Genomic DNA, 17,225 nt, shown 5'->3' with positions numbered 1-17,225 from the left:
AACAACGCATCCTCGAACACGACGCCAAAATCCAAATCCCCGCACTGACCCACTGACCCACCCCCACACCAGCCACGGCCGCCCGCCGGCACCGCCCCGGCGCCCCGGGACGCGATCAGGCGCAGTGGCTCCCGACGGTCTCGCCGACCGTGGGGAGCCACTGCGCCTGATGCGGTCCGCACCGCCGCCCGATCCGCGAGCCGGACCGGGCGGCGCGGTGTCCGCCTACCGGTGGTTCAGCAGCACCGGCAGCGACGCCACGTCGTTGGCCATGAACGAGCGCAGCGGCTGGATCTCGTCCGGCGCCACGGCCAGCGCGAGGCGCGGGAAGCGTGCGAACAACGCCGGCACCGCGACGGCCGCCTCCAGCCGTGCCAGGCGGGCGCCGGGGCAGAAGTGCGGGCCCGCCCCGAACGCGAGGTGCTCCTTGTTCTCCCGGTCGATGTCGAACACGCCCGGGTCGTCGTGAACGGCCGGGTCGCGCCCGTGCGCCAGGTAGCTGATGAGGATGGCGTCGCCCGCCCGGATGACGACCCCCTCGCCGAGGTCGATGTCCTCCTTCGCCCAGCGCATCGGCAGTGCCGCCACCGGGCAGTGCGCCCGCAGCGCCTCCTCGATCGCGTCCGGCCAGCGGGCCGGGTCGGCCAGCAGGGTCGCCAGCTGGTCCGGGTTGGCGAGCAGCTCGCGGACGGTGTGGTCGATCAGCGTCACGGTCGTCTGGCTGCCGCCGCCGATGAGCAGCAGCAGCATGTCGACCAGCTCCTGCTCGCTGAGCGGCTCCTCGCCCTCCACCCGGGCCGCCATCAGGAAGCTCGTCAGGTCGTCGGACGGCTCGCGGCGCTTGAGGTCGATCAGCGTACGCATGGCGACGTTCATGTCGACGTAGACCGCCGCCGACTCCTCCTCCGGCACGTTGTCGGTGTTCAGCACCACCCGCAGGATGCGCAGCACCTCGGGCCGCAGGTCGTCCGGCACCCCGAAGAGGTCGCAGATCATCCTGGTCGGCAACTGCTGGGAGTAGGTGGTGTGCAGGTCGACCGGCTCGTCCGACGGGCGCGTGGCCAGGTCGTCGAGCAGCCGCCCGGCGATGAGTTCCAGGTGCGGGCGCATCGCGTCGATCCGCTTCGGGGTCAGCGCCGGCGCCACGAGCTGCCGCAGGCGCTGGTGCTCGCGGCCCTCCGCCGTGGACATCGACTCGACGTCCACCCACGGCGACAGCCACTTGATCTCGCCCGGAGTGTAGCTGGGCACGTTCTTCTTGACGTTGCGGGAGACCCCGGGGTGGGTCAGCAGGCGCCGGACCACGTCACCGCGGGTGATCGACCATGCCAACATGCCTTCCGGCAGCTCGACGGCCACCGCGGGGCCGGCCGCGCGCAGCTCGTCGATCTGCGCGTACAGGCACTTGCCGCCGCGACTGTCGATCTGGGTGGTGGGGGCAGCGCTGAAGTCGACCATAGTGCGCCTCCTACGATGGTGAGTTAACGCAGAGAAAGGTAACTGTCGATCGGGAACTGCCGGGTAACCGCTTTCTCGCACCCGCCACGAATTCGACTGGACAAAGGCGCAGATCATTGCGTCGGGCCCGCAGACCAACCTATCGTCCTTTCACGACACGTGTCAGGGAGCGGCGATCCCGCCCTACTCACCGAATTCCGCGGCAACCCCATTTGTTAACGCGTGTGCGGAGGCAGAAACATGGACAGGATTCGCCGGGTCGGCGTCGTCGGGTGCGGGGTCATGGGCGCCGGGATCGCCGAGACGTGCGCGAGGGCCGGTTTGGACGTGCTCGTCGCGGTGTCGCGGCCGGCCTCCGTCGTACCGGGCCGGGCGCGGCTGACCGCGTCGCTGGACCGCGCGGTGGGCCGGGGCAAGCTCAGCGAGGCGGACCGGGACGCGACGCTGGGCCGGGTGTCCTTCACCGCCGACCTGACCGACTTCGCCGACCGGCAGCTGGTCATCGAGGCCGCGTCGGAGCAGGAGTCGATCAAGCTCGACGTGTTCGCCACCCTCGACAAGGTCGTCGAGGACGAGGACGCCATCCTCGGCTCGAACACGTCCTCCCTGCCGATCGTGAAGCTCGGCGGCGTCACCGCCAGGCCCGAGCAGGTGGTGGGCATCCACTTCTTCAACCCCGCGCCGGTGCTCCCCCTCGTGGAGGTCGTCGGCTCGGTGCGTACGGACGTGCGGACCGTCGAGACCGTCGACGCGTTCGTCACGGAGGTGCTCGGCAAGCAGGTCGTCCGCGCCAAGGACCGCGCGGGCTTCGTGGTGAACGCGCTGCTGATCCCGTACCTGCTCTCCGCCGTCCGGATGGTGGAGTCCGGGATGGCGTCGGTGGCCGACATCGACAAGGCGATGACGCTCGGCTGCGCGCACCCGATGGGTCCGCTGCGCCTCGTCGACCTGATCGGGCTCGACATCGTGGCCGCGATCAGCGAGTCGCTGTACCGGGAGTTCCGGGAACCGCACTACTCGCCGCCGCCGCTGCTCGCCCGCATGGTGGCCGGCGGCATGCTCGGCAAGAAGTGCGGCAGGGGTTTCTACGAGTACGGGCGATGAGCACGTACGAGAGGCTGACCAGGCTGCTGGAGTCCCAGGGCGCGCGATTCCGCCTCATCCCGCACGAACCGCAGGGGGTCACCTCCCCGGCCAGCCGGTTGCGTGGCCACCCGCTGTCCCAGGCGGCCAAGTGCATCGTCGCGCGGGTCAAGCTCGGCAAGAAGGTGAACCGCTTCGTGCTGGCCGTCGTGCCCGGCGACCGACTGGTCGCGCTCGACGCGCTGCGGCAGATGTGGGACGGCACCTACGTGTCGTTCGCGACCAGGGAGACGGCCGAGGAGCTGTCCGGCTGCGTCAGCGGCACGATCGTCCCGTTCAGCTTCCGTGACGACCTGGAACTGGTGGTGGACCCTCGGCTGCTCGACGAGCCGGAGATCTACTTCAACGCCGCCCGGCTCGACGTGTCGATCGCCCTGGACACGCGCGACTACGTACGCCTGGCCGGGCCGAGGATCGCGTACATCGCCGGAACGTCGCTCGCGGAGGTGGGCTGAACCATGGACCTCGTCGACCGGCTGCACCGCGTCCTCGCCGACGCGAAGTACCTGTCCCTGTCCACCGTCTCCCCCGACCGCCGGCCGTGGACGGCGGTGTTGCAGTACGCGTGGCTGCCCGACCCGCTGCGCTTCCTGTTCGGCTCCGCGACGCAGTCCCGGCACAGCCGGCACGTGGCGGCCCGCCCGGCGGTGAGCGGGGCGCTCTTCGTCACCGGCGACGGCGGGCTCACCGAGGTCGACGGCGCCCAGTTCACCGGCACCTGCCGGGAGCTGACCGCCGACGAGGTGCGCGCCCACCACGGCACGTTCTACGACGCGCTGCTGCCGGACGAGACCAGCAGGGCGGAATACACCCTGCCCGTGTCGGCGCTGCTGCCGCCAGCGGAGCACCGCATCTACCAGATCTCGGTGGACCGTGTGTGGCTCGTCGACACCAGCACCTGGATCGAGGACCGGATCGACCGCCGGATCGAGGTGGACCTGCCCTGAGCGGGGCGGGTCCACCCCGGTCCCGGGGTCACTCGGCCATCGTCGCCCAGAACACCGCCTCGTAGGCGTGCACCATTCGCGCCGCGCGCAGGGCCTCCACCGGGTCGTCGCCCGCCGAGAGGCCGGCCGACACCACCCCGGCCGCCTGCTCCAGCACCTCGTCCGGCGTCTCGGCGAAGTAGCGGAAGTGCGCGACCGCCTCGTCGGGGAACCCGTACCGCGCCTGGAGGGCGTCGGCCACCCGGGCGTAGAAGCCGCCCGACTCCTCGACGTTGACGAGCAGGGCCAGCGGGATCGCCGACCGCGGCCCGAACACGGCGGTCCGGACGATGAAGGCGGGGTACGCCTGGGCCAGCGGTCGCGGCTCGTGCGCCCGCAGCTCCTTCTCCCCCAGGCCGACCGCGGCGGCGAAGGCCGGCAGCAGGCCCAGCGCCTCCTCCTCGGCGCCCGCCATGGCCAGGAACAGCGGCTCGGGGAAGCGGGCCGCCAGGAACGCGAAGCTGCTCCGGTCGCTGGACACCAGGTGGTACAGCTCGCCGGCCAGGGCGCGCAGCCGGTCGACCGGCACCTCACCGCGTTCCAGCAGCTCCAGGAACCGGTTGGGCGCCAGCTCCAGCGACCGCCGGCCCTGTGCCACCAGCTCTGCCACGTGCTCGTCCACTAGTCACCTCCGAATCGTGCGGTGCAGGTTCGGGCCGCTCGCCGGTCCCGGTTCGGGCTCGGCGATCCACGGCCCCTCGATGGACGCGTCGAGCACGCCCTCTTCCAACCAGGTGAAGCTGCCGCCCAGCACCCGCCGGGCGACCGCGACGTCGTCGCCGTCGGTGTTGTCCCCCAGCCGCCGGCGGAGCTCCGCCACCCGCTGGCGGGACTGTCGGCAGAACGCGTCGGCCAGCTCGATTGCGGTGCCGCCGAGCGCCTTGGCGTACACGCAGGCGGCGGTCATCGCGTACAGCTCGGCGGCGACGTCCACGACGCGGCCGAGGAAGAGCTGCCGCTGGGCGACCGCCTCGCCCCACCGTTCCCGGCCGTCGGCGAGGTGCCGGGCCAGCTCGGCGCTCGTGGCGTCGACGAACGACAGGTGCCCGGCCAGGTCGCCGAAGCCGGGCGGCGGCGTGAACGGCGTGGACCGGTCGGCCGGGCCCCGTTCGTCCGCCAGCGCGTCGGTCCCGACGAACACCCGCAGCGCCTCGCTGGAGCCGTCGAAGATCCGACCGATGCGCAGGTCCCGGAAGAGCTGCTCGACGGGGACGCCGCGCTCACCGCGCGCGGCGGCCGACTCCGCGGTCTCGTACCCGCGACCGCCCCGGATCTGCATGAGTTCGTCGACGATCCGCCACGCCTGCTCCGACGCGAACAGCTTCGCCAGCTCGGCCTCCGTGTGCGTGTCCAGCACGCCGGCGTCGGCATGCCGGCCGGACACCTCGACCATGGCCTCCAGGGCGAAGGCGGTCGCCGCGATGTAGGCGATCTTGCCCGCCACCGCCTCGTGCTCACCGATCGGCCGGTCCCACTGCACGCGGACGCCCGACCACTCGCGGGCGATCCTGAGGCTCCACTTGGCGGCGGCGGCGCAGACGGCGGGCATCGACAGCCGGCCGGTGTCCTGCGCGGCGAGCGCCACCTGGAGCCCCTGCCCCTCCGGCCCGATCCGGCGGCTCGCGGGCACCACGACGTCGTGCAGCCGGACGACACCGTTCTCCAGGCCGCGCAGGCCCAGGAAGGAGCTGCGGTGCTCCACGGTGACCCCGGGCGCGTCGGCCTCGACCACGAACGCGGACATGCCTCCCGGGCCGCTGTCGGAGGGCGGGACCAGGGCCATCACCACGATCAGGTGGGCGATGGTGCCGTTGGTCGTCCACAGCTTCACCCCGTCGAGGCGGTAGCCGCCGTCGTCGGTGGGGGTGGCGGTGGTCCGCATCCGGAAGGGGTCGTTGCCGATGTCCGGCTCGGTGAGGGCGAAGGCGGAGATCTCGCGTACGCACCTCGGCAGCAGCTCACGCTTCTGCGCGTCGGTGCCGAACAGCCGCAGCGGCTGGATGAGGCCGATCGCCTGGTGCGCGCCGAGCAGCTCACCGAGCGAGGAGTGCGCGGTACTGACGATCATCAGCGCCCGGTGGTAGCAGACCCCCGACAGGCCGAGCCCGCCGTACTCCCGGGGGAGCTTGATGGCGAACGCGCCGAGGTCGCGCAGGCCGTCGACCACCTCGTCGGGGATCCGGTCCTCGCGCTCGATGAGCCGGCCGTCCACCTTGTCGGCGCAGAACGCGCGCAGCCGCGCGAGGAACGCCTCGGCGTCGGCGTCGAGCCCGGCGTCGGGCAGTGGGTCGAGCAGGTCGACCCGCAGCCTGCCGCGCAGGAGTTCGCTGCCGAAACTCGGTCTGGACATCGTTGCCTCCCCGGTCGCCGGGTGCTCTGGATCGGGACACGGACGGGCCACGCCCACCCCGCCCGGGGCGGTGCGGACATGGCCCGTACTCGACGTGCTCAGCTCGCCGGAACGGCCTTGATCAGGGAGAGCGGCCCGGCGGCGCCGTGTCCGCACCACTCGACGGTGAAGCCGGTGTCGGCGAGCAGCGCCCGGAACTCGCTCTCGGTGCGCTCCCGGCCGCCCGCGGTCACCAGCATGTTGATGTCCGTGTAGAACATCACCGGGTTGTCGGTGTTCGCGGTGTCCGGCAGTACCGAGCCGACGATCAGCAGCGTCGCGTCGGCGGGCATGTGCGCACGCACCGTGCTCAGCAGCTTCCGGGCGTTCTCGTCGTTCCAGTCCTGGAAGACGCTCTTGATGATGTACAGCTCGCCGCCCCCGGGGACCGACGAGAAGAAGTCGCCCGCCACGATCTCGCAGCGGTCGGACACCCCGGCCGCGGCGAGCACGCCGGCGGCCTCGGCGACGCCCGCGGCGCTGTCGAAACACACCCCGGTCAGGTGCTCGTGGGTGCCGAGGATCGCGGCGAGCAGCGTGCCGTCGCCGCCGCCGACGTCCACGACGGTACGGACGCCGGAGAAGTCGTACCCGTTCGCGACGAGCTGGGCGGACACCCTCGACTCCTGCCCCATCGCCACGTTGAACAGCGCGGACAGCTCGGGGTGATCGGCGAGGTGCTCGTAGGCGTTCCGGCCGTGCACGTGGTCGAAGGCGCACTCACCGGTCTCGATGGTGTGCCGCACCTGCTGCCAGGACGAGAACAGCGTGGGGTTCGTGAAGAACCGGGTGAACGCCCACAGCGAGTTCGGCGAGTCGGTGCGCAGCTGCTCGCCCACCTCCGTCAGCCGGAACTCGCCCGGCGTCGGCTCGGCCAGCAGGCCGACCGCCACGAGGGTCCGCAGCAGCCGGTGCAGCGACGGCGCGTGGGTGCCCGTCGCCTCGGCGAGCTGCGCGCTCGTGACGCGGCCGTCGTGGATGTGGTCGGCGAGCTTCAGCTCGGCGGCGAGCGCGAGCGACTGCGAGGCCATGTACCCGCCGATGATCTCGATCAGCGCGGCACGGTTGCGGATCTTGGAGGCCAGGGTGGTCGGGACGGTGCTGGTCATGAGGCATGCCTTTCCGCGAGGGAGTGTCGGACCCACACGTTGGGTTCGACGTAGACGGCGTGGTCGTGGTCGACGTTCACCTCGACCGGGGTCAGGGCACCCGGCACGACGACCGGTCCGCTGGTGTCGAAGGGCAGCCCGGTCCAGGCGCGCCACTGCGCGAGGCTGCCGGAGATCGTCATGGAGGCCGGGCAGACGTCGAGGACCTGCCCGCCCGCCCGGACGTGGACGCGCAGCCACGGGTCGGCCGGCAGCCCGTCGTCGCGGGTCCGGGCGGCGTAGCCGGTCATCGGCTCGTGCGGCTCGGCGTGCTTGCCGCTGGGCCGGACCGGCCCGACGACGTCGCGGTAGCCGTGCCGGCGGGCGTTGTCCTTGACCGCCGCCAGGACGCGCCCCGACATGTTCCGGGCCTGCATGCCCGGCACCACGGCGATCTCCAGCGCGCACAGCGCGGTGAGCTCGCGGCCGGCGGAGGTGTCGAGCATGCTCATCCCCAGCACCGCGTCCCAGCCGGTGTCGGGCAGGCTCGCCGGGTCGCCGTCCCACGCGAACGGCACGGCGGCCGCGCGGGCCACCACCTTGTCGTCGGATTCGACGACGACGAGCTGGTGCTCCGGGTACCGGTCGAAGGCCCAGCCGATCACCATCGGCTCGGGCGGGATGTACTCGGGCCACGAGGCCTCCATGTGGAGCATCGCGTCCCGCAGGTCCGGTCGCTCGGCGAGCGTCAACACGCGCACGGGGTCACCTCCGTCGGTCAGGCGGCCAGGCTGCGCGCGGGCAGCGGGTCCGCGGGCATGGCGCAGTGGTCGTCGGCGTGCCTGCGCAGCAGCGCCAGGTATTCGGCGCGGGGCACCGCGACCGCGCCGATGAGCTTCGCGTGGTCGCCGTCGTGCTGGACGTCGACCGCCACGCCGCCGCTCTCCGCGACGCGCCGCACCAGGCACGCGACCGCGACCTTCGCGGCGCCGCTGCGCAGGGCGAACTGGGAGTCGGCGCTGAACACGCCGCCGACCCGTACGCCGAACGTGCCGCCGACCAGCTCGTCGCCCTCCCACACCTCGACGCTGTGGGCGTGCCCCGCCGCGTGCAGCTCGCGCAGCGCCGACACGAGCCGGTCGGTCAGCCACCGGGGCTCGCGGCCCACGCGGCAGTGCTGCACCACCCGGTCGAAGCAGACGTCGAGCGTCGTCGTCCACTCGACCTTGTTGCGCAGCTGCCGCCGCAGGCTGCGCTGGATGCGGGCCCGGTCGACGTGGATCACCGGGCGCGGGTCGGGCGAGCACCAGGCGACGGCGTACGGGTCGGTGCTCCCGGCGAGCACCGCGATCCGACCGGCGGCGACGTCCGCCTCGTAGGTGAACTCGCTGACGATCTTCCGCTCCTCGGTGTCGGCCGGGAACGGGAACAGCCCGTGCCGGTAGGCGCCGAGAAGCGTCGTCGCGGACAGGTCGTCGCCGAACGCGACCGGACCCTCGGTGGGGGCGTGGGTGAGGTCGAGCGTCTCCCAGCCCATCACGCGGCCCGCAGGAACTCGGTGCGGGTCAGGTAGCCGATGTAGCGGTCGAGCATCTCCGCGTCCACAGTGGGGATCTCGATGCCGCTGCCGCGCAACGCGTGCTCCACGTTGGTGCGGGAGAAGACGGGGAACGTCGTCTCCAGGTACATCTCCGCGACGCTCATCTGGCCCGTCGCGCAGCGGTCGATGAACAGCGGCGCGAAGGGGGTCATCGGATGGTCGGGCTGTTCGACCGCGACCCGCACCATCTCGTCGAGCCACTCGGCCCAGGACACCTCCCGGATGTCGTGACCGTGCGCCCGCAGGCGCTCGACCAGCACCGAGATGTTGACCTTCCCGGGGTTGGTGAGGTGGTAGACCTCGCCGGCGGGCCGGGACGACCGGGCGATGTGCGCGACCGCGGCGGCGAACACGTCGACCGGCGTGTAGTCCAGCGGCAGCTCCGCGACCGGGGCGGTGCCGGTGTCCACCACGAACTTCTTCATCGCGCACATCTCCGTGGCGATGTTCCACGCGCCGTTGACCCGGTCGCCGGAGATGTCGGCGGCCCGGTAGATCGCCACCGGCAGCCCCTGCTCGGCCGCCCGGTGCAGCAGCGCCTCGGCCACCCACTTGCTCTCCACGTAACCGACGGAGAGGTGGTCGGCGTACGCCAGGGGGGTGTCCTCGTCGACGTGCCGGACGCCGGCGGTGCCGAAGCCCGCGACGACGGCCATGGTCGACGTGTAGTGGATCGGGACGTTGCGGTGCCGCGCGGCCATCCGGATGATCTCGCGGGTGCCGTCGACGTTCGCCGGCCGCATGTGCGAGTACGGGTAGATGAAGTTGACGGCCCCGCCGGGGTGGTGGATGACGTCGACCGTGCGCGCCAGCTCGTCGAAGGCCGCCTCGGACAGGCCGAGCCCGGGTGCCGCGAGATCGCCGGGGACGGCGACGATCCGACCCGCCGCCTGGTGATCGGTGAGGTCCTCGCCGAAGTAGTGCCGCGCGTTGGCCTGGATGCGGGCCAGGCACTGCTCCGGCCCGTCGGCGCGCACCAGGCAGTGCACCACCCCGTCCGTGCTGGTCAGCAGCTCCCGCAGCAGGTAGATGCCCAGGAAGCCGGTGGCGCCGGTGAGGAACACGTGGCGGGGGTCCCGCCAGCGCGGCTCGTCGGGCACGTCACGCCGGATCTCCACGTCCAGCTCCGTCTCGGCGGCGAAGTCCACCCGCCTGCGGGTGTCGTCGCCGGCGAGCGTGCCCTCCCGGGCCTCGCGCACCGCCCGCGCCAGGCCGCGCGGCGTCGCGTCCTCCAGCAGCAGCCGGATCAGCGGACGTACCTGGGTGATGAGCACGCCGAAGGAGCCGCGGATCTTCGCGAGCAGCTCGGCGGCGAGGATCGAGTTGCCGCCCTGCGCGAAGAAGTTGTCGTCCGGCAGCACCCGGGGCACGCCGAGCACCTGCCCCCACAGCCGGGTCACGCCGCGCTCCACCAGGTCGACGGGCGTGTCGTCGCCGCTGTCCGACGCGACCGCCGTGACCCGCGGCGCGGGCAGCGCGGCCAGGTCGACCTTGCCGTTGGTCTTCAGCGGCAGCTCGTCGAGGGCGACGAACGTCGTCGGCACCATGTAGTCGGGCAGGTGGCGGCCGACGAACTCGCGCAGCTCCGCGACGTCCAGGGGCCGCGGGCCGGTGTGGTACGCGACCAGGCGCCGCTGGCCGTCGTGCTCGTACGTGGTGACGGCGACCGTGTCGACGCCGTCGTGCGCCGCCAGCGCCGCCTCGATCTCGCCGGGCTCCACCCGGAAGCCACGGATCTTGACCTGCCGGTCGATGCGCCCGACCACCTCGAGGTTGCCCTCGGCGGTCCAGGCGCCCAGGTCACCGGTCCGGTACATCCGCGCGCCCGGCTCGGACGCGAACGGGTCCGCGCGGAAGCGGCCGGCGTCATCCTCGGTCAGGTAGCCGCGCGCCACGCCGCGACCGCCGATGTGGATCTCGCCGCGCTCGCCGGGGCCGACCGGCCGGTCGTGCTCGTCGAGGACGTACACGACGGTGCCGGGCAGTGGCCGGCCGACCGGGGCCGCGCCACGGGCGGGCAGCACGTCGGCGGTCAGGTCCATCAGGCAGGAGGTGATCGTGGTCTCGGTGAGCCCGTAGGCGTTGACCAGCCGTACCCCGGGCATCAGGCCCAGCGCCGTGCGGCAGTCCTCCGCGTTGACCGCCTCGCCGCCCACGATGACCATCCGGACCGGCAGGTCGCGGGCCCCCGCGCCGGCCTCGGCGAGGAAGCGGCGCCAGTACGCCGGGGTCAGGTCCATGACGGTGACCCCGTGGTGGCGCAGCCGCTCCGGCAGCTCGCTGGGCGCCCAGCTCAGCTCGGGCAGCACCAGCGTCGCCCCGCCGAGCAGCGCGACCGTGATCTGCTCGATGGAGGTGTCGAAGGAGAGCGCGCCGAACTGCAACACCCGGTCGTCGGGGGTGACGCCGTAGCGGCCGGTCAGTTCCCCGCACAGGTAGCTCAGCGAGTCGTGGTTGACCACGACGCCCTTCGGCGTACCCGTGGAGCCCGACGTGTAGATGATGTAGGCGGCGTCCCCGCCGCCCACCGTCACGGCCGGGGCGGTCGCGGCGCCGTCCGCGGCGCTCACGGTGAGCGCCCTGACCGGCAGGTCGGCGAACCGCGCCACGTCACGCCCGTGGGTGATGACGGTGGTGCAGTCGGTCTCCTTCACGAACGCCTCGACCCGGCTGTCCGGCAGCCCCGGATCCACGGGCAGGTAGGCCGCGCCCGCCTTCCAGATGGCGAGCAGGCCGACGATGGCGTCGATGGAGCGTTCCAGGTGGACCATGACCACGGAGTCCGCGCCGACGCCCTCGTCGACGAGGTGGCGGGCCAGGCCGTTGGCCCGGCGCTCCAGGTCCGCGTAGCTGAGGTGCGCGTCGCCCTGCACGACCGCGGTCCGGTCGGGCTGCGACGCCGCGCGGACGGCGATGAGTTCGTGGACACGCGGTTGCGTACGGATGTTCATGTTTTCCCTCGGGTGTGAGCACGGTCGTACCCGTGGATTTACCTGCCGCTGACCCAACGAAATTCGATACGGGCGACACTACTGCCTGACGGCGGTTCCCCCGACTACCAGAATGAGCACGGGACCCGAATTGACACTACTCATCAGGGTAGTCCTTTGGACGCGGTCGACCCTTCGTCGAATTGAGCGTGAACGGCACCGGAAAACGCAATGTGGCAGTGGTGTCCGGAAGGTCCGGACCGCCCCTACGCCGCGGAGGAGACCGGCACGTGGCGGACGAGTTCCGCCCGCGAGGAGATGCCCAGCCGGCGGAACAGGCCGCGCAGGTGGTAGTTGACCGTGTGCGGTGACAGCCGCACCCGGGTCGCGATCTGCCGGTTGGTCATGCCCTCGGCGACGAGTCGCGCGATGGCCCGCTCGACGCCGCTGAACGACTCCCACGCGCCGCCGGCGTCCGGACGGTGCTCCCGGGCGGCGGGCGCGGAGCGCAGCCCGATCCTGCGCCGCAGGTCGGCGGGGGCCACGGGCTCGGCCGACGGGTCGGCGGCGCGGGACGCACCGGCCACGGCCCGGCGCAGGCGCAGGCGGTCGCGGTCGGCGCGAAGCGCCTGCCGCACGGCGGGCGGCAGGGCGTCGAGCACCGCCCACCACACCAGTTCGTGCCGGAAGGCGAGGTCGTCGCCCACCCAGTCGAGCAGTCCGGCGTCGAGCAGCGCGTCCAGGTCCGGCAGCATCTGGGCGGTGTTCCGCCCGGTCATCGCCGCCAGCTCCGCCAGCTGGCAGGAGCGGCCGAGCACGGCGGCCACCCGCAGCAGCTGCCAGGATCCGGTGGGCGCGCCGCGCAGCGTGGCGCGGACCAGCTCCTGGACCCGCCTCGGCGTCCGTGCCCGGCCGGGCCCGTCGGTGACGCCCTCGACACGGATCCCCTCGCGCAGGGCGGCCAGCAGCAGCGGGTCCCCCTGCGCGGCGGCGACGAGCAGGCGCACGGCCGGCTCCGCCACGACACCCGACGGGTCGGCGACGAGCCGACCCACGGCCTCCCCGGAGAGCGGGCGGCCCGCGTCGGCGAGCGTCCCGACCATCTGCGACAACTGCTCGTCCTCGTACGCCACGACGCAATCGTGCACGTGAATGTCTGCCGGTCTCAACATTGCCTTACCACCAGGTACGCCGAGCAATTACCCGCACGTGGGGGAAGCGGGGCCGCAGCGGCTTCCCGGCGGGTGACTCGGGATTGCTTCGATCGATGTAATGACGTCGCGAGAGAGGCGGGCAGTTGTGGAACCCGTTGTGGTCCAGGATTTCGTACCGGCGATCGACCTGTCGGGCCGCACCACCGCCGAGGGGCGCGCGGCCATCGCGGCAGCCGTCGGCAAGGCGTGCGAGGGTTCGGGGTTCTTCACCGTCGTGGGGCACGGCGTGCCCCGGGACCTGGTGAACCGCATGTACACCACCACCAAGACCTTCTTCACCCGGCCGGAGGAGGAGAAGGACCGGAGCGCGAACCGCGGTTCCGGGGTGTCGGGGCTGCGCCGCCCGGGCGGCCCGTACGAGGCGTTCGCCGCGCACGTGACGGGCGACCTGAGCGACGAGGAGCGCGCGCGGCTCGGCACGCACCCGGCCACCTGGAAGGCGGCGAACATCTGGCCGGACGACGACTTCAAGGCCGTCTGGTACGAGTACATCGCCGCCATGACCGAGCTGTCGGCGGACATCATGCGGCTGTTCGCGCTCGCGCTCGGGCTGCCGGAGGGCTTCTTCGACAGCAAGTTCGACGAGCACGTGTCCCTGATCATCGCCAACTACTACTACCCGACGCCCGACGACGGCGTGCTGCGGCGGGAGATGCACACCGACTGGGGCAGCCTGACGGTGCTCTACGTGGAGGACGAGCTCGGCGGGCTCCAGGTGCGGCGCGGCGACGACGACTGGCTGGACGTGCCCGCCATCCCCGGCAGCTTCGTGGTGAACATCGGCGACCTGATGGCGTTCTGGACCGGCGGTCGGTGGGCGTCGACCGTGCACCGGGTGGTGAACCCGGAGGGGACGGACGCGCCCTCGCGCGTCTCCATCCCCTTCTTCTACCTGCCCAACCACGACACCACGATCGAGCCCATGCGCCCGCTGGCCCAGGAGAGCGCCGAGGCCGGGCTCGACCGGGTGACCGTCGGAGAGTGGTTCTCGCACAAGATGCAGTCGACGTACCAGGCTTCCGCGTAGCCGAGCCGCTCCGCCGCCCCGCCCCGCACGCGCGGTCCGGCGGGGCGGCGGCGCGCCGGTGCGGCAACCCGACAGGCTGCGGTCCGGCGTCAGAGGGAACGCACCGCGCCCGGCATGGTGAACTCGATGGTCTCGCGGGCGACCTCGCGCTCCACCACGGTCACCGGGCCGCGCGCCCGCAGCGCCTCGACCACCCCCTCGACCAGGCGCGGCGGGGCGGACGCGCCCGCGGTGACCCCGACCGTGGTGACACCCGCCAGCCACTCCGGCAGGATCTCCGCCGCGTCCTCGATGAGGTGGGCCGGTCGGCCCGCGCGGCGGGCCAGCTCGACGAGTCGTTGCGTGTTCGCCGAGTTGGTCGAGCCGACCACGAGCACGAGGTCGGACTCCTCGGCGACCATACGCAACGCCGTCTGCCGGTTGGTCGAGGCGTAGCAGATGTCGGCCGAGGACGGCCCGCGCAGCGCCGGGAACCGTTGGCGCAGCACGTCGAGCACCTCGGCGGTCTCGTCCACGGCCAGCGTGGTCTGGGTCAGGTACGACACCCGCTCCGGGTCGGGCACCTCGACCGTGCGCGCGTCCTCCAACGACTGCACGAGGAGCGTCCGGTCCGGCGCCTCGCCCAGGGTGCCCTCGGTCTCCTCGTGCCCCGCGTGCCCGACGAGCAGGACGGTGTCCCCACGGTCGGCGTACCGGCGCGCCTCCGTGTGCACCTTCGCCACCAGCGGACACGTCGCGTCGAACACCTCCAGGCCGAGCCGGGCGGCCTCGGCGCGCACCACGGGCGACACCCCGTGCGCCGAGAACACCACCGTCGCGCCGGCGGGCACCTCGTCGAGTTCCTCGACGAACACGGCGCCGCGCGACTCCAGGTCGGCGACGACGTGCGCGTTGTGGACGATCTGTTTACGGACGTACACCGGGCTGCCCCGGCTGGCGAGCGCACGCTCGACGATCTCGATCGCACGCTCGACACCGGCGCAGAACGCACGCGGTGCCGCGAGCAGTACCGTTACGGACTCGGCTACGGACATCGCGCACTCCTTCCCACGCATCTCCGCAGTATCGAGCCGCGTCCTCGCAATCCGGTGGGGTTCCGGTGGAGCACCAGGGACGACGCCCCGCGCCGACCGCGCCGGGGCCGGTGGTAGCGGGCCCGGCGCGGTCGGACCGCGACGATACGACGGTGCCGCCGGTGGCGCCAGCGCCCGTCGGCCGTGCCGACGTGTCCGCTATCCGTCGACCCGGTAGGCCGCGAGGACCGTCTCGGAGATGAGGCGCGGGGCGTCCGCCCGGTCCACCTGCCCGCTGGCCACGTCGACGGCGGCGCCCTTCATGATGTGGTGCAGGACGCTGGTCAGCCAGCTGGCCGGAAGGTCGGCCCGGAACACCCCTTCGTCCTGACCCCGGCGGATCAACTGGTCGACGCGCCGCGCCGGCTCGGCGTGCAGCTCGTGCACGCGTTCGGGCGGCAGCGACGCCTGCGCCGCCTCCAGGACGGCACTCGACTGGGCGATCAGCAGCCAGCTCGACCGGATCAGCACGCGCAGCGCGTCGCGCGGGTCGCCGGTGAGGTCGAGGCCTGCCAGGAGCTCCTCCCCCTCGGCCAGCACCCGGGTCAACGCGGCCTCGACCAGGGCGTCGCGGGACGGGAAGTGACCGTAGAGGGTCACCCGGCCCACCCGCGCCGCCTGCGCTATCTCGCTGACGCTCGCGTCGGGGTCGCGGCTCAGGCAGCTCACCGCCGCCTCCAGGATCCTCTCCACGTTCTGCTGGGCGTCGGCCCGGCGGGTCGGTTTGGCGAGTGGGCGAGTCATGGAACGTCCCCTAAGTCGAACAGCCTTGCATGAGTTAACGTGACTCCGTAACTTGAACACTACCGTTCAACTTGGCGGAGGAGCCTGGCAGCCATGGCGGAACCTGTGACCGCAACCGAAACTTCCACACCCGCGAGTCCGCACCCGCAGCGCTGGCGGATCCTGGGCCTCGTCGGCATCGCCCAGCTGATGCTGATCCTGGACGTCACCGTCGTCGCGATCGCCCTGCCGCACATGGGGACGGACCTGGGCATGGAGCGGGAAGCCCTCACGTGGGTGGTGAGTGGATACACCCTCACGTTCGGCGGCCTGCTGCTGCTCGGCGGTCGCGCCGCGGACCTGTTCGGCGCCCGACGCCTCGTCCTCGCCGGGCTCCTGCTGTTCAGCGCCGCGTCCCTGACGGCGGGCCTGGCGACCAGCGGCCCCATGCTGCTGGGCGGTCGCATCGGGCAGGGCCTCGCGGCGGCGATCCTCTCCCCCGCCGCCCTGTCCCTCGTCGTCACGATCTTCGACGGCGACGAGCGCAACAAGGCGCTCGGCATCTGGTCGGCGCTCGGCGGCGGTGGCGCCGCCCTGGGCGTCCTCCTCGGCGGCCTGCTCACCGCCGGGCCGGGCTGGCCCTGGGTGTTCTTCGTCAACGTGCCGGTCGGGATCATCCTGCTGCTGGCCCTGCGGATGCAGCTTCCGCCCCAGGCGCGCACCGGTGCGACGGCCCGGCTCGACGTGCCCGGCGCGGTGCTGGTGACGGCGGCCACCGGATCGCTGATCTACGCGCTGATCCGGGCCGGCGACGTCGGCTGGGGCAACCCGACGATCCTGCTGCTGCTGGTGGCCGCCGTGCTCCTCTACGCCGCGTTCGTCGTCCGCCAGCGCCGCGCCGCGAGCCCGCTGATGGACGTACGGCTCCTGCTCCGCCGGCCGGTGGCGACCGGGGCGCTGCTGATCCTCGTCGCGACCGCGCTGATGATCACCGTCTTCTTCCTGGGCACGTTCTACCTCCAGGACCACCAGGGCTACGGCGCCCTGCGCACCGGGCTGCTCTTCCTTCCCGTGGCGATCACGACCATGCTCGGCGCGAACGCCGCCGGCCGCGTCATCGGCCGGATCGGGGCACGGGCCCTCGGCGTCCTGGGCCTGCTCGTCTCGGCGGCCGGCATGGCGGTCCCCGCCGCCGTCGACGGGACCGCGGCCCTCGTCGTCGGGGTGAGCGTCGCCGCCGCCGGCACGGGCGTCCTCTTCGTCGTGGCGTCCGCCGTCGCGCTCGGCCAGGTCGCGCCGCAGGAGGCCGGTCTCGCGTCCGGCATCGTCAGCACCTTCCACGAGTTCGGCGCCTCGCTCGGCGCCGCCGTCGTGTCGAGCATGGCCGCGGCCAGCATCGCGGGCACCAGCACGGCCGGCTTCTCCCGCGGCTTCACCACCGGCGCCGTCATCGCCGCCGCCGCCGCGGTCCTGGCCTTCTTCCTCACCCCCCGGCCGACCCACTGAGCCCCGGCCCGGTGGTCGGTCGGGGGCCCGCCCGCCGACCACCGGGTCGGACACCGGCAAACGGTGGGGACGCGCGGGCACGCCGTCC

15 protein-coding genes are annotated in these 17,225 nt (G+C 72.6%); 5 read left to right on the top strand and 10 right to left on the bottom strand.

Annotated elements, in window-relative coordinates; translation table 11 throughout:
* Nucleotides 1–225: 225 nt before the first annotated feature.
* Nucleotides 226–1,458, bottom strand: coding sequence for a cytochrome P450 family protein (locus tag ACLQ22_RS03710; RefSeq protein ID WP_425691051.1), 1,233 nt, complete (start codon nucleotides 1,456–1,458; stop codon nucleotides 226–228).
* Nucleotides 1,459–1,698: 240 nt separating this feature from the next.
* Between ACLQ22_RS03710 and ACLQ22_RS03705 the strand changes: the two genes are divergently transcribed.
* From ACLQ22_RS03705 to ACLQ22_RS03695, 3 genes are read left to right on the top strand one after another with little or no spacing between them, the layout of a single operon-like run.
* Nucleotides 1,699–2,562 (top strand): 3-hydroxybutyryl-CoA dehydrogenase, encoded by an 864-nt coding sequence (locus ACLQ22_RS03705; RefSeq protein ID WP_121396274.1) that lies wholly within the window; start codon nucleotides 1,699–1,701, stop codon nucleotides 2,560–2,562.
* Nucleotides 2,559–3,056 carry a YbaK/EbsC family protein gene (locus ACLQ22_RS03700; RefSeq protein ID WP_425691050.1) on the top strand — a complete coding sequence of 166 codons (498 nt, stop codon included), beginning with the start codon at nucleotides 2,559–2,561 and terminating at the stop codon, nucleotides 3,054–3,056. Before ACLQ22_RS03705 ends, ACLQ22_RS03700 begins: the two co-directional genes overlap by 4 nt.
* A gap of 3 nt (nucleotides 3,057–3,059) precedes the next feature.
* The gene (locus ACLQ22_RS03695; RefSeq protein ID WP_425691049.1) at nucleotides 3,060–3,548 is read left to right on the top strand and encodes a pyridoxamine 5'-phosphate oxidase family protein; all 489 of its coding nucleotides are present in this window, start codon (nucleotides 3,060–3,062) and stop codon (nucleotides 3,546–3,548) included.
* A 28-nt stretch (nucleotides 3,549–3,576) separates the two neighbouring features.
* Here the strand turns inward: ACLQ22_RS03695 and ACLQ22_RS03690 are convergent, their stop codons facing one another.
* The 7 genes from ACLQ22_RS03690 to ACLQ22_RS03660 all read right to left on the bottom strand — a co-directional run bounded on the left by ACLQ22_RS03690 (nucleotide 3,577) and on the right by ACLQ22_RS03660 (nucleotide 12,727).
* Nucleotides 3,577–4,209 (bottom strand): transcriptional regulator, encoded by a 633-nt coding sequence (locus ACLQ22_RS03690; protein WP_121396277.1) that lies wholly within the window; start codon nucleotides 4,207–4,209, stop codon nucleotides 3,577–3,579.
* A 3-nt stretch (nucleotides 4,210–4,212) separates the two neighbouring features.
* Nucleotides 4,213–5,937: an acyl-CoA dehydrogenase family protein gene (locus ACLQ22_RS03685; RefSeq protein ID WP_425691048.1), complete on the bottom strand. Its 1,725-nt coding sequence runs from the start codon at nucleotides 5,935–5,937 to the stop codon at nucleotides 4,213–4,215.
* A 98-nt stretch (nucleotides 5,938–6,035) separates the two neighbouring features.
* The gene (locus tag ACLQ22_RS03680) at nucleotides 6,036–7,085 is read right to left on the bottom strand and encodes a methyltransferase (RefSeq protein ID WP_425691047.1); all 1,050 of its coding nucleotides are present in this window, start codon (nucleotides 7,083–7,085) and stop codon (nucleotides 6,036–6,038) included.
* Nucleotides 7,082–7,825, bottom strand: a complete 744-nt coding sequence (locus tag ACLQ22_RS03675) for an N-acetyltransferase (RefSeq protein WP_425691046.1) — start codon at nucleotides 7,823–7,825, stop codon at nucleotides 7,082–7,084. Before ACLQ22_RS03675 ends, ACLQ22_RS03680 begins: the two co-directional genes overlap by 4 nt.
* A 17-nt stretch (nucleotides 7,826–7,842) precedes the next feature.
* A complete protein-coding gene (locus ACLQ22_RS03670; RefSeq protein WP_425691045.1) occupies nucleotides 7,843–8,601 on the bottom strand; it encodes a leucyl/phenylalanyl-tRNA--protein transferase in 759 nt (252 codons plus the stop codon).
* Nucleotides 8,601–11,615 (bottom strand): amino acid adenylation domain-containing protein, encoded by a 3,015-nt coding sequence (locus ACLQ22_RS03665; protein ID WP_425691044.1) that lies wholly within the window; start codon nucleotides 11,613–11,615, stop codon nucleotides 8,601–8,603. The genes ACLQ22_RS03670 and ACLQ22_RS03665 overlap by 1 nt, the downstream gene beginning before the upstream one ends.
* 245 nt (nucleotides 11,616–11,860) lie before the next feature.
* Complete coding sequence (locus ACLQ22_RS03660) at nucleotides 11,861–12,727, bottom strand: LuxR C-terminal-related transcriptional regulator (protein ID WP_425691043.1); 867 nt, start codon at nucleotides 12,725–12,727, stop codon at nucleotides 11,861–11,863.
* Between the two features lie 178 nt (nucleotides 12,728–12,905).
* On the opposite strand from ACLQ22_RS03660, the gene ACLQ22_RS03655 reads away from it, so the two are divergent.
* Complete coding sequence (locus ACLQ22_RS03655) at nucleotides 12,906–13,835, top strand: isopenicillin N synthase family dioxygenase (RefSeq protein WP_425691042.1); 930 nt, start codon at nucleotides 12,906–12,908, stop codon at nucleotides 13,833–13,835.
* An 89-nt stretch (nucleotides 13,836–13,924) separates the two neighbouring features.
* On the opposite strand, the gene ispH is transcribed toward ACLQ22_RS03655, so the two are convergent.
* Together ispH and ACLQ22_RS03645 are read right to left on the bottom strand one after the other, a co-directional pair.
* On the bottom strand, nucleotides 13,925–14,869 hold the full coding sequence (ispH, locus tag ACLQ22_RS03650; protein WP_425691041.1) for a 4-hydroxy-3-methylbut-2-enyl diphosphate reductase: 945 nt from the start codon (nucleotides 14,867–14,869) through the stop codon (nucleotides 13,925–13,927).
* Between the two features lie 198 nt (nucleotides 14,870–15,067).
* Nucleotides 15,068–15,652: a TetR/AcrR family transcriptional regulator gene (locus ACLQ22_RS03645; RefSeq protein WP_366640364.1), complete on the bottom strand. Its 585-nt coding sequence runs from the start codon at nucleotides 15,650–15,652 to the stop codon at nucleotides 15,068–15,070.
* Nucleotides 15,653–15,757: 105 nt separating this feature from the next.
* On the opposite strand from ACLQ22_RS03645, the gene ACLQ22_RS03640 reads away from it, so the two are divergent.
* A complete protein-coding gene (locus ACLQ22_RS03640; RefSeq protein WP_425691040.1) occupies nucleotides 15,758–17,137 on the top strand; it encodes an MFS transporter in 1,380 nt (459 codons plus the stop codon).
* The last annotated feature ends 88 nt before the right edge of the window (nucleotides 17,138–17,225 follow it).

Source organism: Micromonospora sp. DT178, assembly GCF_049841695.1.
Classification (GTDB): domain Bacteria; phylum Actinomycetota; class Actinomycetes; order Mycobacteriales; family Micromonosporaceae; genus Micromonospora.
Note: the sequence above shows the minus strand (reverse complement) of the source record. Positions and strands in the feature narration are given on the sequence as shown.

Coding starts and splice junctions, on each gene's coding strand:
- ACLQ22_RS03710 (WP_425691051.1), bottom strand. CDS start 1,458: ATGGTCGACTTCAGCGCTGCCCCCACCACCCAGATCGACAGTCGCGGC.
- ACLQ22_RS03705 (WP_121396274.1), top strand. CDS start 1,699: ATGGACAGGATTCGCCGGGTCGGCGTCGTCGGGTGCGGGGTCATGGGC.
- ACLQ22_RS03700 (WP_425691050.1), top strand. CDS start 2,559: ATGAGCACGTACGAGAGGCTGACCAGGCTGCTGGAGTCCCAGGGCGCG.
- ACLQ22_RS03695 (WP_425691049.1), top strand. CDS start 3,060: ATGGACCTCGTCGACCGGCTGCACCGCGTCCTCGCCGACGCGAAGTAC.
- ACLQ22_RS03685 (WP_425691048.1), bottom strand. CDS start 5,937: ATGTCCAGACCGAGTTTCGGCAGCGAACTCCTGCGCGGCAGGCTGCGG.
- ACLQ22_RS03680 (WP_425691047.1), bottom strand. CDS start 7,085: ATGACCAGCACCGTCCCGACCACCCTGGCCTCCAAGATCCGCAACCGT.
- ACLQ22_RS03670 (WP_425691045.1), bottom strand. CDS start 8,601: ATGGGCTGGGAGACGCTCGACCTCACCCACGCCCCCACCGAGGGTCCG.
- ACLQ22_RS03665 (WP_425691044.1), bottom strand. CDS start 11,615: ATGAACATCCGTACGCAACCGCGTGTCCACGAACTCATCGCCGTCCGC.
- ispH (WP_425691041.1), bottom strand. CDS start 14,869: ATGTCCGTAGCCGAGTCCGTAACGGTACTGCTCGCGGCACCGCGTGCG.
- ACLQ22_RS03645 (WP_366640364.1), bottom strand. CDS start 15,652: ATGACTCGCCCACTCGCCAAACCGACCCGCCGGGCCGACGCCCAGCAG.